The 14,784-nt window shown below is 51.1% G+C and carries 15 protein-coding genes and 1 pseudogene; 8 read left to right on the top strand and 8 right to left on the bottom strand.

Features of this window, described 5'->3' with window-relative positions:
* Positions 1-26 precede the first annotated feature (26 nt).
* The 8 genes from OGY19_RS05510 (at position 27) to OGY19_RS05475 (ending at position 3,790) form a co-directional block, all read left to right on the top strand.
* Positions 27-506: an antirestriction protein gene (locus tag OGY19_RS05510; RefSeq protein WP_055321438.1), complete on the top strand. Its 480-nt coding sequence runs from the start codon at positions 27-29 to the stop codon at positions 504-506.
* 11 nt (positions 507-517) lie between these two features.
* On the top strand, positions 518-997 hold the full coding sequence (gene radC, locus OGY19_RS05505) for a RadC family protein (protein WP_055321439.1): 480 nt from the start codon (positions 518-520) through the stop codon (positions 995-997).
* Positions 998-1,011: 14 nt separating this feature from the next.
* On the top strand, positions 1,012-1,233 hold the full coding sequence (locus OGY19_RS05500) for a DUF987 domain-containing protein (protein WP_055321440.1): 222 nt from the start codon (positions 1,012-1,014) through the stop codon (positions 1,231-1,233).
* A 22-nt stretch (positions 1,234-1,255) separates the two neighbouring features.
* Positions 1,256-1,627, top strand: a complete 372-nt coding sequence (locus OGY19_RS05495) for a type IV toxin-antitoxin system YeeU family antitoxin (RefSeq protein WP_055321441.1) — start codon at positions 1,256-1,258, stop codon at positions 1,625-1,627.
* 2 nt (positions 1,628-1,629) lie between these two features.
* Positions 1,630-1,872, top strand: a complete 243-nt coding sequence (locus OGY19_RS05490) for a hypothetical protein (RefSeq protein WP_055321442.1) — start codon at positions 1,630-1,632, stop codon at positions 1,870-1,872.
* An 81-nt stretch (positions 1,873-1,953) separates the two neighbouring features.
* Entirely contained in the window at positions 1,954-2,331 is a 378-nt protein-coding gene (locus OGY19_RS05485; RefSeq protein WP_055321443.1) for a TA system toxin CbtA family protein, read from the top strand.
* On the top strand, positions 2,328-2,819 hold the full coding sequence (locus tag OGY19_RS05480; RefSeq protein ID WP_055321444.1) for a DUF5983 family protein: 492 nt from the start codon (positions 2,328-2,330) through the stop codon (positions 2,817-2,819). The genes OGY19_RS05485 and OGY19_RS05480 overlap by 4 nt, the downstream gene beginning before the upstream one ends.
* Positions 2,820-2,947: 128 nt before the next feature.
* Positions 2,948-3,790, top strand: coding sequence for a DUF4942 domain-containing protein (locus tag OGY19_RS05475; protein WP_047039987.1), 843 nt, complete (start codon positions 2,948-2,950; stop codon positions 3,788-3,790).
* 185 nt (positions 3,791-3,975) lie between these two features.
* Here the strand turns inward: OGY19_RS05475 and OGY19_RS05470 are convergent, their stop codons facing one another.
* From OGY19_RS05470 to OGY19_RS05435, 8 genes and pseudogenes are all read right to left on the bottom strand, one after another.
* Positions 3,976-5,316: a VasL domain-containing protein gene (locus OGY19_RS05470; protein ID WP_286596260.1), complete on the bottom strand. Its 1,341-nt coding sequence runs from the start codon at positions 5,314-5,316 to the stop codon at positions 3,976-3,978.
* A gap of 1 nt (position 5,317) precedes the next feature.
* Complete coding sequence (gene tssE, locus OGY19_RS05465; RefSeq protein WP_286596259.1) at positions 5,318-5,761, bottom strand: type VI secretion system baseplate subunit TssE; 444 nt, start codon at positions 5,759-5,761, stop codon at positions 5,318-5,320.
* The gene (tssJ, locus tag OGY19_RS05460; RefSeq protein ID WP_286596258.1) at positions 5,758-6,294 is read right to left on the bottom strand and encodes a type VI secretion system lipoprotein TssJ; all 537 of its coding nucleotides are present in this window, start codon (positions 6,292-6,294) and stop codon (positions 5,758-5,760) included. Before tssJ ends, tssE begins: the two co-directional genes overlap by 4 nt.
* Positions 6,269-7,357 (bottom strand): type VI secretion system baseplate subunit TssG, encoded by a 1,089-nt coding sequence (gene tssG, locus OGY19_RS05455; RefSeq protein WP_286596257.1) that lies wholly within the window; start codon positions 7,355-7,357, stop codon positions 6,269-6,271. The genes tssJ and tssG overlap by 26 nt, the downstream gene beginning before the upstream one ends.
* Positions 7,318-9,084 carry a type VI secretion system baseplate subunit TssF gene (tssF, locus tag OGY19_RS05450; protein ID WP_286596256.1) on the bottom strand — a complete coding sequence of 589 codons (1,767 nt, stop codon included), beginning with the start codon at positions 9,082-9,084 and terminating at the stop codon, positions 7,318-7,320. Before tssF ends, tssG begins: the two co-directional genes overlap by 40 nt.
* Before the next feature lie 28 nt (positions 9,085-9,112).
* Positions 9,113-10,711: a type VI secretion system protein TssA gene (gene tssA / locus OGY19_RS05445; protein ID WP_286596255.1), complete on the bottom strand. Its 1,599-nt coding sequence runs from the start codon at positions 10,709-10,711 to the stop codon at positions 9,113-9,115.
* Complete coding sequence (locus OGY19_RS05440) at positions 10,708-14,121, bottom strand: ImcF-related family protein (protein ID WP_502873218.1); 3,414 nt, start codon at positions 14,119-14,121, stop codon at positions 10,708-10,710. Before OGY19_RS05440 ends, tssA begins: the two co-directional genes overlap by 4 nt.
* A 4-nt stretch (positions 14,122-14,125) precedes the next feature.
* Positions 14,126-14,784: pseudogene (locus tag OGY19_RS05435) on the bottom strand (hypothetical protein); the annotation flags it as partial.

Raw genomic sequence — 14,784 nt, 5'->3', positions numbered from 1 at the left:
CGATAAATAAACAAGGAAAAACCAGCATGACCGACATTATTAACCTTAACGATACCCTCCCGTTACCGCCACAACCTGCCACTTCTTCGCCAGCGCTGACTGCCACACTCGTACAGGACGAGCGGCGCATCAGCTTCTGGCCAGGGTACTTCGGCAGCATCCCGCAGTGGATAATCCTCGAACCGACAGTCTTCGCATGGATGGACCGCTTCTGCGCAGACTACAGCGGGGGAATCTGGAATTTTTACACACTGAGTAACGGCGGTGCGTTTATGGCCCCGGAAACAAAAGAAGATACCGATGAGAAGTGGTCGCTATTTAACAGCATGAACGGCAACGGCGGCGAACTCAGTGCCGAAGCTGCCGGAGTTGCCGTCTGTCTGATGACTTACAGCCATCACGCTATGCGCACCGAATGCGACGCCATGACGGAGCACTACTATCGCCTGCGGGACTACGCGCTTAACCACGCGGAATGCAACGCCATCATGCACATCATCGATTGAGGCCAGCCGCTATGGAACAACAGTTACCGTTATTTGCTTGTAAATTAGCCCCCACTGACCAGCAGACCATCCGGACAGCACTGACTCTGCTGGAATGCCAGCTACGCGAGCCAGGTGCAGCATTTACATCCAGCAACTCAGTACGCGACTTGCTACGCCTGCAGCTTGCCACGCTTGACCGCGAAGCCTTCACCGTTCTGTGGCTCGACAATCAGCACCGTCTGATAGCCCACGACACATTGTTCCTCGGGACGATTAACAGCATCACCGTCCATCCGCGTGAGGTCGTTAAATCCGGACTGAAAAATAATGCCGCTGCAGCGGTTCTGGCTCATAACCATCCGTCGGGGGAGGCAGAACCCAGCCAGGCCGACAGGTTAATTACAGAACGCCTGAAACAGGCGCTGGAGCTGGTTGATATTCGCCTGCTGGACCATCTGGTGGTCGGCGGGATGGATATAGTGTCTTTTGCCGAACGAGGCTGGCTTTAAGGAGAAAAACAACGATGAAGATTATCAGCAAACGCCAGGCGATGGCGTTATACCGCCAGCATCCGCAGTCCCGGCTGTTCCGCTTCTGTACAGGGAAATACCAGTGGTCCGGCAGCATCTGCCACTATGCCGGACGGGAGGTGCAGGATATCAGCGGTGTGCTCGCCGTATTCGCTGAACGCCGCCAGGACCGCAACGGCCCGTATGTTGCCCTGCGCAGCGTTACCCTGAATTAACACATAGTTAAGGATTACTTAAATGCAAAGCTCAACAAATGTAGCAAACCACGATATTGCCACCCCCTGGTGGGGACTTAAGCCTGCAGCTGTCCCGTGTTTTGGCGCACGACTGGTACAGGAGGGCAACCGGCTGCATTACCTGGCTGATCGCGCCAGCATCACCGGCACCTTCAGCGAATCAGACCTGCGCCATCTGGACCAGGCATTTCCACTGCTGTTGAAACAACTTGAGTTAATGCTCACCAGCGGTGAACTCACTCCCCGACATCAGCACGGCGTCACGCTCTACGCAAAAGGACTGACCTGCGAGGCAGACACCCTCGGCTCCTGCGGGTACGTTTATCTTGCGATTTATCCGACGCCACCTGTGGCACAACCCGCAGGAGAATAGCCATGCCGCACGCCTGTAAAATCAGTGAGGTCATTGAATTGCTGCAACAACATCAAAATGACGACTTCCTATTGTGTTCAGTCTGGTACGAAGACGATGTACACAATGTGGATGACTCTGTGACGACAGAAGAGGCCAGAGCGGCCTATGCCATGCAGCCAGCCATCACGACGCAGAACAGGGCATTCACTTGTTCACACTGGAGGCCGCACCTGACGCCATCAGACAGTAAGTGGATTACCTGAAAAACACCGTAATTCACCATCCCCCTTCACCGTAATCCCCCCGACCATCAACATCTTATTTATTTAACAGAGATCAACATTATGCAAACCTTACCCACCCTCCCGACGAGGAAGGTATCGTCACACCCGTCGCCGGTAGAAATCTGGCAGCAACTTCTTACTTATCTGCTGGAAAGGCATTACGGTCTTTCGCTTAACGACACACAGTTTGGTGATAGTAATATGATTCAGCAGCATATTAACGCCGGGATTTCACTGGCAGATGCACTCAATTTTCTCGTTGAAAAATCTGAACTGGTTCGTATTGACCGCCCCGGTTTCTCCATTCAGCATCAGTCTCCGTTCATCAGCGCTATTGACATACTCCGGTCCAGAAAGGCCACCGGCCTGATGCAACGTACCGGCTATAAGGAGGTGACTTGCGCCATCAGTGGGCAGTCATCCAGGGGGCAGCAATGAAGCTGTCCCTGACGGTGGAAGCAGATACCGTTAATGTACTGGCCCTTAATGGGGGCCGGATCGCCGTCGATATCGATGGTATTGAGCTGGCTGCGCTGATTGATGTGGTCAGTAATAACGGGTATTCGCTTCGTGTTGCTGATACCCCCGGGAAGTTGGTTGTTGAAGATCAGCTACCACGTACCACCCGTCTGGATGGGATCCAGTGCAGTACCGCTCATATCACGTGTGAGGATAACGCTATTCTCGACCAGGTCACTCTTCAACGCCACGACGGCGGCAACAGTGACTGGATACTGTACACCGGCTACGGTTACCTGCTCAGACTTAACGCTCGCTTATACCCAGTGCTGGAACTAAAGAGATTGGGGCTTTCAAAGGGCTGCCGTCGGTTAGTGACCACACTGATACGACGTTACGGGATCGATATGCTACATCTGGATGCAGCGGGTGACCTGTTGCCGGGTTTTAGCACCTTCAACTGGTAGTCTCTCCTTCCGACATGCTCAGTCTCTGCAACACATCCGCTCAGAATAATCACAGCCCTGTATTCACCACACGCATAAACGCCAGCCCTCACCGACTGGCGTTTCGCTTTATGTAAAGGACATAAACTATGTCAGAACTTACTCTCACCGAATCCGAAGTGTTAACCGACAATACCGATGTAATTTGCTCGACCAGCATTGAACGTATCGTCACCGGACGCAACGCGGCGCTGGCGCAAATTGAAACGCTGATACAGCAACTCGACGATATCTCGACACTGACCAGCAACATCGGCGGTGGTAAAGCAAATGAATGGGGAGTACGGCAATACCGTTACGACTGCTGGTTGATGGATAAAACAGAAACAGCGATAAAAGCCATCACCCAAAATATCGATCGCAGCATCTGGAAAGACCTGATGAATAAGTCAGGAATGCTGGCGCTCATGGACGCACAGGCACGCGACGAGTGGTACAACAGCCTGGAAAAGGACGATATTCCCGCTGTCAGCGAAGAGAATATTCTCAGCACCTTTGAGCAGCTACATCAGAGTAAAGCGGAGGTGTTCGAGCGGGGGATCATTAACGTGTTTAAAGGACTAAGCTGGGATTACAAGAGCAACAGCCCCTGCAAGTTCGGGAAGAAGATCATCGTTGATGGTCTGGTACAATATGACCGTTGGGGATTTCACTTCCGTCATGGGCGCAGACGTGAGCAGTTAGCGGATTTAGATCGTATGCTGAATTTGCTGGATGGTAAACCTGTTCCGGAAAATCGCAACGATCTTTCCGTCAGGCTGGATGCTCATATCCGCAAACAGCACGCTTCCGTTTTCGAAGACGAGTATGTTGAGATACGTTACTTCCAGAAAGGGACTGGGCATATCATCTTTAAACGCTCTGATTTGATTGATAAGATGAACGGAATAGTTGCCCGCTATTTTCCTGCAACCCTACCACCTCGTACCTGAACCCAAATTCGAGTCACCAGAAACAATGCAAACGGACCGAGGGTACAAACGAGGGCACAAAAATCACCACATTAAAAATAAACCTTATATATCAAAAAGATAACAACAAGAATCGATTCCGAGTCCGGCACCACTATTTGGAAGAACCCGCCTATGGCGGGTTTTTTGCTTTTGGCGAATAGTCACTATTCTCTCTTCACCGAACTTTGTTTCAACAGCACATAACGATTAAGAAGCTGATTAAGCCGCATATCAAGCTGCTGATACAACGCGGGTGATACCCTCCCCTGCAGGCTTAATTCCTCATCGATTTGACGCAATAACTCTTCTGTCGGCGGCGTTTGGTCAAGCTGGCGGCGGATAGTGAAAATGGCTGATTTCAGCTCCGACCCCGTCAGATATTTACCTTTGCGTTCATCAAGCGTATTTAGCCTGGCGGTTAACGCTTCCAGCCCCTGCTGGGCATCATGCCAGTTTTGCAGAGCGCTTTCCGGCAACGCTTCCGTGGTTAACGCTTTCTGTAACCCACTAACGAATGTCGTAGTCTGCGATTCCTCCGGCCATAGGGTGACTAACTGCTGCGCTAATGATGCGGCATACTCCCTCGACCATAGAGGTGACAGGTCATGTAAAACGTCCAATTGCCCTTGCGTTGCGGCAATTATGTCCTGCTTCTGCTCCTTCAAATCTGAAGATTGCCTCAACGTGGACAATTGCTCTGGCGACAGCATCTGCGGCAATGGCTTCACCAGTTCATATCCGTCGGCGCGCAGATGAGTGATACCAAGAAAAGCACCTGTAGTTACGAACGCTGTCACCATGACACCAATAGCAAACCCTAACCACATCCGTCGGACTCCATGTTCGGTTTGAGTAGCAAAAACCGTTGCGCTCGATTGCGCTGGTGAAACGGGTTCATTAACCACAAAGACCAACTGTGGCAAAGACGTTTCAACGTTAATGGTCGCACCTGAAGCCGGTATCGTCACAACGGCTGAGCCCGAATCCGCTTCTGACTTCTCCAGGCGTAAAGCGGCATTGTGCATCCAGGTAACAACAGCCTCCAGTTTACTCAGCGCTTTCAACTCAAGTCGTTGCAGCACTTCGCAGGCATGTTTTAAACGCTGTTCAACCCGATACACCACGGATAAATCAGCATATGACAGCGTTAGCGTACGCAATTCTTGCTGTAAACGGGCTGACAGCCATGTCAGAATTTCAACGCGAGCATGGGTTTGCTGCGGCCATATGGCACTCCAGTGATGCGTCAGTAATGCCTCCAGAAGCTCGGCGCCTTCGGCAAGTCCCAGCAGCCCGGCATTACGCATTCTGCTGACGGTATACCAGGCCAGGGTTTGCAATTCGACGCCGTTGTGGCGAAACAAAATCAGGCTTAACTGTTCAACCTTTTGCCAGTCAACGTCCGGGCGCGCGGGATGAGTCAGCTTGCTGATTTCATCGCGTAGCTGCCCGAACTCCGTGAAAGCACGCGGATCACCACCGGTGCTGATGCGATTCTTTTCCATATCAGTACGCTCCTGTCTCAAGCCAACCCTGCTTTTTCAGGTGGCGGATGAGCACCCGCCCCTCGGGGGTAAAATCAGTGCCATAACGAACAATGCCAAGGTCCTGCAGTTCGACATCGATGGAGTAGCGTAAATGCCCTAGCGTTTCCTGCTCCTGCATTGTTACCTGAATTCCTTTCAGTCGCGGTTCATACTTCAATAAAACCAGAGAAAGTGTGCTGATAAGCTGATGTGCCGTTCCCGGCATACCCTGGAGGATTTTGGTCATATCCGGCAGACCGTAGTCGGGTAAATGTTTAAGGCTACCGGCACGCGTATTCAAAATACGCTGCATATTATCGAGAACGGACAAGATGACCTGCGTGTTTTCGCTGACTGCGTGCAAAGGAAAACCACCGGAAAAATTACCCAACAACATGTCATAAAGAGAAGGTCGTTTAATCATGACTCGTCCTCCTGCATCAGAAGAACCAGAGCCTGAGAATTTAATTCAATCACGCGCGCTTTATCAGAATCTAGATCTTCACGCCCCAATACTACACGCCATGAATCCTCAGACTGATCGGGAGAAATGAACATTCCCGCAACGCCAACATATTGCGCTTCCATTTCGAGTGGAATATCGACAGCTACGCTTTCACCAGGACGAACCCAAACGTCTTTCTGAGCCAGTAAATCCGCTTTTACTACCACGCTGTCTTGCGCAAATAAAGACTGATAATTCGCTGAGTCAAATGCTTTACGATCGTTGAGTTGGTAAATACGTACGACCGTTGAAAGCGCTATGCCCTGCGCATTTTTATTAGCGGCTTCTCTGGCGCAAAGATCCAAATGCAGCGTTTTAATTTCCTTATAAAAAATTGACTTCGTTAATGACACCGTGCCTTCAGATACTTTTTGTGTCAGCCCACACCCAGTGACCAGGCTGGTCATACCGGTTATTACAACAAAATTAATAGCGATAATCGCCAGTCTCATCGGCTTCCCTCCGCTGATCGTGTTGGCTAAGGCTCTGCCAGAGCCCAAGTTTAATGGTGATAAGTTGGTTCATAGCTTTCTGGTTATCCACACGCATAACGGCCGTGCGACCGAGCTGTACTGCGCGTTCGCTTTTATTACTGGTAAGTTGAGCATCCGGAAGCGCCGAGCGAGGAATGCGTAATTGCAACCTCGCATTCACTCTGGCACCTAAATAAACGTGCAGGAGAGCGAGGAAATCATGGTAAAGCTGACCGCCGGGCAACCAGTCGCGAACCTCATCAGGAACATCCGTGGTTAGCGTAATAAGCACCTGACTGTTAATATCTACGGCGCTATGCCCAATCACCGGGCGAGAATGGAGGCTAACGGGTTGACGCGCACTCATTTTTAACGCCTTATCCAGCAGGACGAAGCGTTTATCATGAGGGGTCACGGTGATATTTGTTATTGGCGATAATAAAGAAACCAGCGCGGATATTCCTTCCGCCGTACGTGTTGGCATTCTCATTATTCCTAACAGCGCCAAAAAACGCGATAGCGGGGCTTGCGTTTGCGTGGCGCATCCTGGAATCCCCAACCCTGTTAGTCCCAGTAAATATTGCGATGTTTCATCTGTACCGCCGGGACGAAAGGTCGCTGGATAACTGTATTTACGCCAGATTCGATAAAACTGCGTAATTAAGCGGTGATTAAAAATATCCAGAAACTCAGCGGCAACGTCCGAACCTTCCTGACGCTGGGCGATATCATCCTGATAGGTTGTCGGTAGCGGCGACTCCACGCCATACAACCCCATAAAAGTGACACGAACCGTTGGCGGCAGTGTGGGATGCTGCAGATCATATTCTGCACTTTTTAGCTCACCCGCTGGGAACCCCATCCCCGGATGAGGGCGAAAACGAATGGCATCGAAGCGCGGACTTTGCTGGCTTCCTGGAGCTGGCGCTTGCGGGTTCCCCTGTTCCAACAACTGGCAGAAACGATAAAAATTGGTACGTGGCAGGTTTTCGCCAAGGCTATTTAGCAGCCGGGTAGCCGCTGATTGTGATTCTCTTTCCATCGCAAGCTTTTCCCTGCCGGCTGTATGATTAAAGTAAGCTGATTAAACAAATGAATATCCGCATATAATGCAAAAAAGCGGTTAAGCATTTCTCCAAACAGATGAATATCGCCCTCACCGGTAAATCCGTTCTCATCAAGCGTTATTTCGATGTCCACACCACGGAGTAGAAATCCTTTTTCAAAGCGCTGTATTTCATGTTGTTGAACATCCATGATCGCATCCAGACGACGATAATTAAGCTCATCATCCTGCCAGTTATAGAGAGACAACGTTCCTTTGAGCACTTCAGCGCTGGCCATCATATTCAGAAAGCTGGACCCGAGGTGGCTTAAGACGCGCCAGTGAAAACGATCCTCGGCGGGAGGATAAGCCGGTAGCGTCGGTTTACACAGATTGCGCACGGCAAGCGGCGTCTGGAGGATCTGCTCGCAACGATTAAGCAATGAACTCTGCAAAGCTCGCCTGGGTAGCTGACCGTTTGTTCCGGTCACTTTCAATGACACGGTTTCATACTCAGCAAGACGATCCCGCTCCCAGGCGTCACCGCCGAGGATCAGCCAGGTGTCATACAATCCGGATACGCCGCGCCTGACGCGTGTATGGTAGTAACGTTCGGGCGCATTACGACGCATCATGCCTCCCTTGTGGCGAAAGCTGGTGAATGGGGCATAAACGGCATTACGCGCCCGCTGCGAACCAGAAACCGCATCCACCGAATAAATTTCCGTGTGACCATCCTGCAATCTGCGCGGACGCAGCAAATATTCGCTTTCCAGTCCATTAACCACCAGCGGATCGGCTTCCAGAGTGAAGAGATTAATAACCGGAACGCAGTGCAGACGGATATTTTCACTCCCCAAAGGAAGCTCAGAACTCCACTGTTGAGTCAGTACAGCTTCTATTTCAAAACAATCTATACCGGCAGGAAACGTTACCTTTTCCAGACCGTTAAGATGGACAAACATAAATTTTTCGCGGAACGTAAAATACTCAAGCAATAATTGCCAGCCGCCAAACGCCGCATCACCTTTTGGCCATAAACTGTCTTCACTGGCAAATCCGCCCGGGGAAAAGTACCCCTCCAGGTGAATACGCTCTACGCTGTTGGGGAGTCTCAAATAAAGAGAGGCCAGACGCTTTGTCAAAGCAAGGTGCAGCGCGTGGGTCACCGGCGCGTCACCGCTCAGGTAAAGGCTGAGACGCGTCAGATCGGTTTGCGACCAGTCCATCTGTGGATTGCACTTTATTCGCATACGGATGACCGAGCGTCCGTCAGGTTCGGCATCGATATTCACCGCCGTAACAGACAGTGGGCTGAGCGTGACGGGCTGGGTAGTACGATACTGACATACCGTTTTTTTAGGACCGACGGGCTGGGACAATACGCCAAACCCCGCATTAATCCGTTCGCTCATTTTCAGCACATCAGTATCCGGTAAAAGTTCGACAATGCTTAAGGAGGGAATAGTGCGTAAATAATGTGGCCATAGCAGACTCATCAAGCCTTCGGTAAATTCAGGAAGATGATCGTCTATTTTGGCGCGCAATCGCCCCATCGAAAATGCAAAACCTTCGAACAGCCGCTCCACATAGGGATCGGGGATACCGGCTTTATCCAGATCCAACATGGCGGCACGATCCGGATGCGCCTGCGCAAACTCTTTTGCCGCTTCCCTTAAATAGCGCATTTCCGCGTCATAATAACGCAGAGTTAAATCTTCCATTTTACAGTTCGCTTATTTTGTTTTTTCTTTAGCCGCATAAAACGGCGGCTCTGGCGGGATCAATGGCGACCAGCCCAGACAACAGTGACTCCATCTCTGGCGCCAGACGCGCTTTGTCGCTTTCACTGCGATTGGCTTTTAAACGCAGAAGCTTCAGTCGTCGCGCTTTGACTTCAAACAGCAGTTCAGGCTCCCACTGTTTGAGAGTGAGAGAGTGCGCAGTCGTATTCAACTCGCCAAGCAAATGCAGCGCGAGATCGTTGCGCCCACACTGTTCCGTCAGACGGGCCATCAACAGCTGGCGTACCCAACGCTGTCGACGTGAAATAATGCCAGGTCGAGCCTGAAGCCAGGCGAGCGCTGCTTCAATGCCTTCGCTATCCGCCAGCGTCAGGGCCTCGCTTTCAAGCAGCAGGATATCGTCATCCTCCCCGACGGTAGCCGCCGCAATTTTATCCGTCTGCCAGTCGCTTTCCTGCAGCACGTCACGGGCTATCCATTCACGCGTGACGTCATCGGCAAAGGGCGTTCCGTCATTAAATGCCAGCATTTCCAGACCCGGCATCCGATGCAGCAGCATTTTCAGATCGCTGATGATAATGGCGGCATGTTTATCCCATGGCGATCCCGCCCTGGTTAATGCCTGATGAAGGTACCACTGCACGTCCAGCCAGAAATGATTCACTCCCTCAACAAATAAGCTGTCAGTTAGCTCAATCAGTTCGGTCCAGCTTTGCTGCAAATACAGACGCTTGAGCTGGGCGCGGTAATCACTCTTAGGTGGCACCAGCCGTGTACGCCCGGCGCCATCTGGCGGTGGAAGCTGGCTAACCGTATCGAGCCGCACGCTTTTCATCAAATGATGCGCCGCCAGCCAGCCGTCCGGCTGATCGCTCAGGTATTTCGCCAGCACCCGTGCCTGCTCCAGCAGCTCCCGGCCAGAGGCAATACTTTTGAGGACGGGAGTTTCTGCGCTATGCCGACCGGTTTGCGGACTGACATTTTGCGGAACCAGCGCCTGAGCGCCGCCAGACTGTGCCAGACGATTCTCCAGCGCGCTATACAGCGCCCCAAGCTCTGGACGAATGCTCTCTTCTTGCTGAACAAACTGCTGTTCCAGCAGCATCAGCGCACCGGCGATCCGCTGCGCGTCAGGTCGTGAAACTTCGGGGAAACGTGTCAGACTATCCAGCATCCGCCCGCCGGCCAGCCATTCCAGCGCGGCCTTATGGCTGTTGGCTCTTAAGGGATGGAGAGAATTGCCATACTGCTGCATCAGGCCAGCCAACAAAATCAGACCATCGGCCAGGCCGGACTCACCATCCTGATGCAAACGCGCCCAAGTGTAGTAGGTGACAACACGGACATCCTTACAGGTGTGGATCAGCAGTTTTTCCGCAAGCTCAACGATGAGATCCGTTTGTGCGCCTGAAAGTTTATTCACCTCCTCTCGCATGCGCTGAAAATCATCGTCATAGCCGGGATCTTCCCCGCCCGGGTTGGTTGCGGAAACGGGCAATAACCAGTTTTGCCACAGCGCAATTTGCGTTTGCGCCTGTTCCATTAGCTGCTGTTGTTCATCTGGCGAAGCTGTGCTGGCAGCCAGTAGACGTTTCAAAGCGCTCATTCTTCTTCCTCAGAGGGGGACTGGCTGACAACAAAAATTGCTTCTGGTAGTTCAAAGTCGCGGAGTTTGAGTAATGCGAGCGGGCCTTCACCCGCTTCCGTTCGCAGGGTGTAGTTCAGCGGCAATCCATCCTGAGCAGTCCAGCGCAGGTTAAAACCGCTGCTCACGCCAGCGTTGTCGGTTACCTCCGCTTTCTCAAGCAGTCTTATCCACCCCCAGGTACCGGGGTTATCTGAGTAGATTCGGGTTCCCGTATTTGTACTCACCCAGCTTAGGGTTGCCCCTGACGCTGGCGTATCGGCTGGCCAGACAACGTTTTTCCACGCTGGCATCTGATTAACGTAGGTGAGTTTCTGCCCATCCAGCACGAGATCGGTTTGCATCACATCCCGCGCCGTTCCAGGACGCAGTTCAAAACGCATCCCGGCTTCTCCACGAATAAATGCGACATCCGCAATCTGACTGAGCTGGTCCATCGCCTCGAGGAACGCCGGATTAAACTCCAGCCCCTGCGCATTCACCGTGTCAGCAACCCAGTGACTTCCCTGTTTATGCAATACGCCGCTTAAATGACTTTCGAGAAAATGCGGGATCCGGCCATTATCGCTTCGCAGATATTGCGCCAGCAGCGGCAGAGAAGCCTCGCTACCGACATCGCGAAACGGATAACGTCCGCCGAATGCGCTGTTCCAGTCATTCACAATCAGCGCCTTCCATTGCGCATTCAGGCCCGCCGCGGTTGGTTGCAACACCTGCTGCCATGACTGCTCCAGCGGCTGAACAAACATACTTTGACCAAATCCACTCCATGCTTGCCCCAGACTGGCCGCTACCAGATTGCCATAGTCACGCGTGGTAGTGAGATCGACGGTTTTACCCTGAAACACCGTTTGCGCCAGGGCCTGACTCATTCCCTGCGGATCGGCAGCGTTAGTAATCTGCTGGAGTTTCAGCCTGACCTGCGTTACCCGGGTCAGGTAGGTTTGCAGACTAAGGTGGCTGATATCCTGGCCAGCCGATTGTTCATCCATCAATGCCAGGATTGGCGAGAAGGTACCCGCCATAGGGCCTTCTTCTCGCGCATGCTGGTCAATAGTCTGATTTTCTTTAGTGTTAAACAGATCCTTTGCCGACTTCACCAGTGAGTCCGACAGCGATTCACCGGTTAACCCTGTGCGTCCCTGAACGGCGAGCGTATTCATTAGCGCAACCAGAGGAGACTGACGGATATCTGCAATCAACGTGAGTTGATCGATAGCATCACTTAGCGTTTGGGTGCGCTGCCAGCGAATACTGTTGAGAAAATCCAGCCAGGTGTCGGCAAAATCCGTGAAGTAACGCTCGCTAAGACGCGCCTTTAAGGCCTGTGGAGAGAGAGGGTCGCTTGCAGAATGCGTATCATCCCCCAGTACCTGATCCATTTCTTCCCGGCGGTTGTTTACGATTTTCTCTATGGCGGGCAAAACCTCCTCTTCCCAGGCTTTGCGGGTATACACGCCAGCAACTGAATTCCGGGTATAAAATACGTGGTCTGCCCGGGTATCGCCGGTCATGTCTTCCAGACGAAGTTCGGTGTAATGCGGCGTTACCTGTTCAATGATTTTCTGATACAGAGCGGCTTCGCCATTGCGGATCCCCATCTGACGAATTAACAGCGTTCGCACCTGGCTAATAAGATTTTTATCCGCTGTTATTTTCCATTCAGGATGTGCCTGAAGGTTTTCGCCCCAGAACTGCCAGAGTCCTGGCCCAACGCCCTGCCATGATGCGCGCGAAATACCCGCTCTCTCCGGCCAGTCTTGCATCAGTGCCTGACTAAAAAATGATGCCTCCATCTGCTCAGGCCGGGAGAGCATCAGATACATTTTCAGCTGGTTGTAGGCGATCTTTGCCTGGGCGGAAAACTGCGGACTGTCTGGAGCCAGTCGGGTTAACGCCGTTAATTCCTGAGTGAGATGTTGCGCGGCTTCATCACGCAGGAGCGGAATAGCGATACGCGTATAACGTGGCCATAGCGCATCCAACAGAGCATCATTTTGGCTTAAGCCGAAGCGGTAGTACCACGGCGCCCCATTCAGTTGACGCCAGCGAAGCATGCCTGGGGTTTGCTGAAGCGCGGATAGCGCCGTAAGACGCTCGGTGAGCGGTTCATCCGCACCACCTGCCAGCATCGCCTGGTCCAGGCTTTCGCCGATCAGATTGCGATTCGCCAGAAAAGATATCACCATTCCCGCGCCCCATAGCAGCATCAAACCAGCGGTACCGACTGCCAGCACACGCATCCCTGAACGGCCTGTGCGCTGTGCCCTAAGTTCAGCAGGTAACGCAGGGAGCGAATCAAGCAGCGCGCGCCAGCGCTCATCACATGCCCAGGCATGCGCCACACGCGGTGAAGTACTTTCCACATGCTGGCTCAAGACTACCGCCGCCAGCGGCAGAGGCCGATGCAGGCTGAAAAAAGCAGATAACGCGTCGCTGATGGCTTCTGCGTTTTGCGTGAACGCATTCGCCATTTTCAGTAAGAAGTTATCGTGGATATTGCGCGTAACCTGCTGCGAACCCTGTTCCGCCAACTGCATTACCAGAGCGGCCAGCTGCGAACGGCATAACGCCGTTGTACATCCTGCAGGGAAAAAACACGTCGCAGACTGGGCCATCGCGGCATTCAGAACGGATTGAGCGCCATGCAGCGACCAGAGGTATAACGGCACTCGCCAGCGAAGCGTGGTAAATACAGCCTGAAGATGGCGGGCAGCATTATCTATTTGTTCTGCGGTTAAAGAGACAACAGGTGCCGATTGAACCAATGAATCCTGGTGCTGAAAAGTGGGCGTTACCCATACAATCCCATCCAGCGGGCGCCGATGCAGCTTGCGTATCACCTCGAACAGCGTGGCATCTGGGACACCAGTTAGCCCGCCCCCCCAGATTAACACCACGCCATCCCCTTCAACCCAGCGCAGAGAGGTGAGTTTTGGCACCAGTTGCTCAACCTGAATGACATCCCCCATCACCAGCAGGATACGCGTTTTGGCTCGCCAGCGGCGACCGTAATTATCTTTAAGTGTAGAGCTGAAATTAATGAATATATTATTGTCCAATGTAGCTGCCGTATTAGTTCCTACATTTGACTTAAAAGCTGACTTCCATGGTAAAAAAAAATAAAAAATGGATTTATATTTAATTAATGGGGTATACGACATTAGCATTGATTTCAAAGCATTCATTTGCCATATTTTAAAAATATAACACAGTGCTAATAAAACTGTTACAACAACTATTATCCTTGTTGTTTGGGTACTCACTCCCAAATACTCTCCGTAGTAAAAAAGTACGACGTAACATGTTAAACCAACAACAACCAAAATACATACCAAACCAAATAACCGCAGCAAACTGGACTTTTGCATATCTCTATTCCTGATTTCTAATTTTTTTAACCCTCGATAATATAATTTTGTCATTCGACTCTGAGAATATTAAATCAATAGCACTCTCACTTTTTCCATTTAATAAAGAAAACATCAACATCATCCAGATATCAAACTCTCCCTGAATTCCAATATATAACTCAGCATAATATTGTTCAAGATTGTTATTGTGTTCATTAAGAAGAACAGCTGCCTTAGCTACATTTTTTTTATCACTATGTTTTCCTATCAAGAAATTGTCGACCATCCCGGCTCTGGCCTGATAAAAAATCAAATCGTTAAGATCTTTGATCAGACGGCCTTCATTTGTAGAAATAGACCTGTACAACCTTGCCTTCTCGGAAAAATTATTTTGGTTAACTAAAACAGCCGGAGCAAAAAGAAAAGCACACAAACCATCACCCGTTCCGATGAGCTTGTCTTTAATATCCGTTGATTTCTCCCCTACAATAATTAACTTAAATTTATCCTCCGTGACGCTTAGCCATTCATTAATGTTTAATACATAATCGTGCAAGATAATTTCACTGTTATTAATTATATCATCAGAAAGCCCAAGTCGTTGGTGATGCTGCCAACTTACTGATTTAGTGTATGATGGTGTTTTTGAGGTGCTCCAGTGGCTTCTGTTTCTATCAGCTG

Source organism: Citrobacter sp. Cy070, from assembly GCF_030332245.1.
Classification (GTDB): domain Bacteria; phylum Pseudomonadota; class Gammaproteobacteria; order Enterobacterales; family Enterobacteriaceae; genus Citrobacter; species Citrobacter youngae.
Note: the sequence above shows the minus strand (reverse complement) of the source record. Positions and strands in the feature narration are given on the sequence as shown.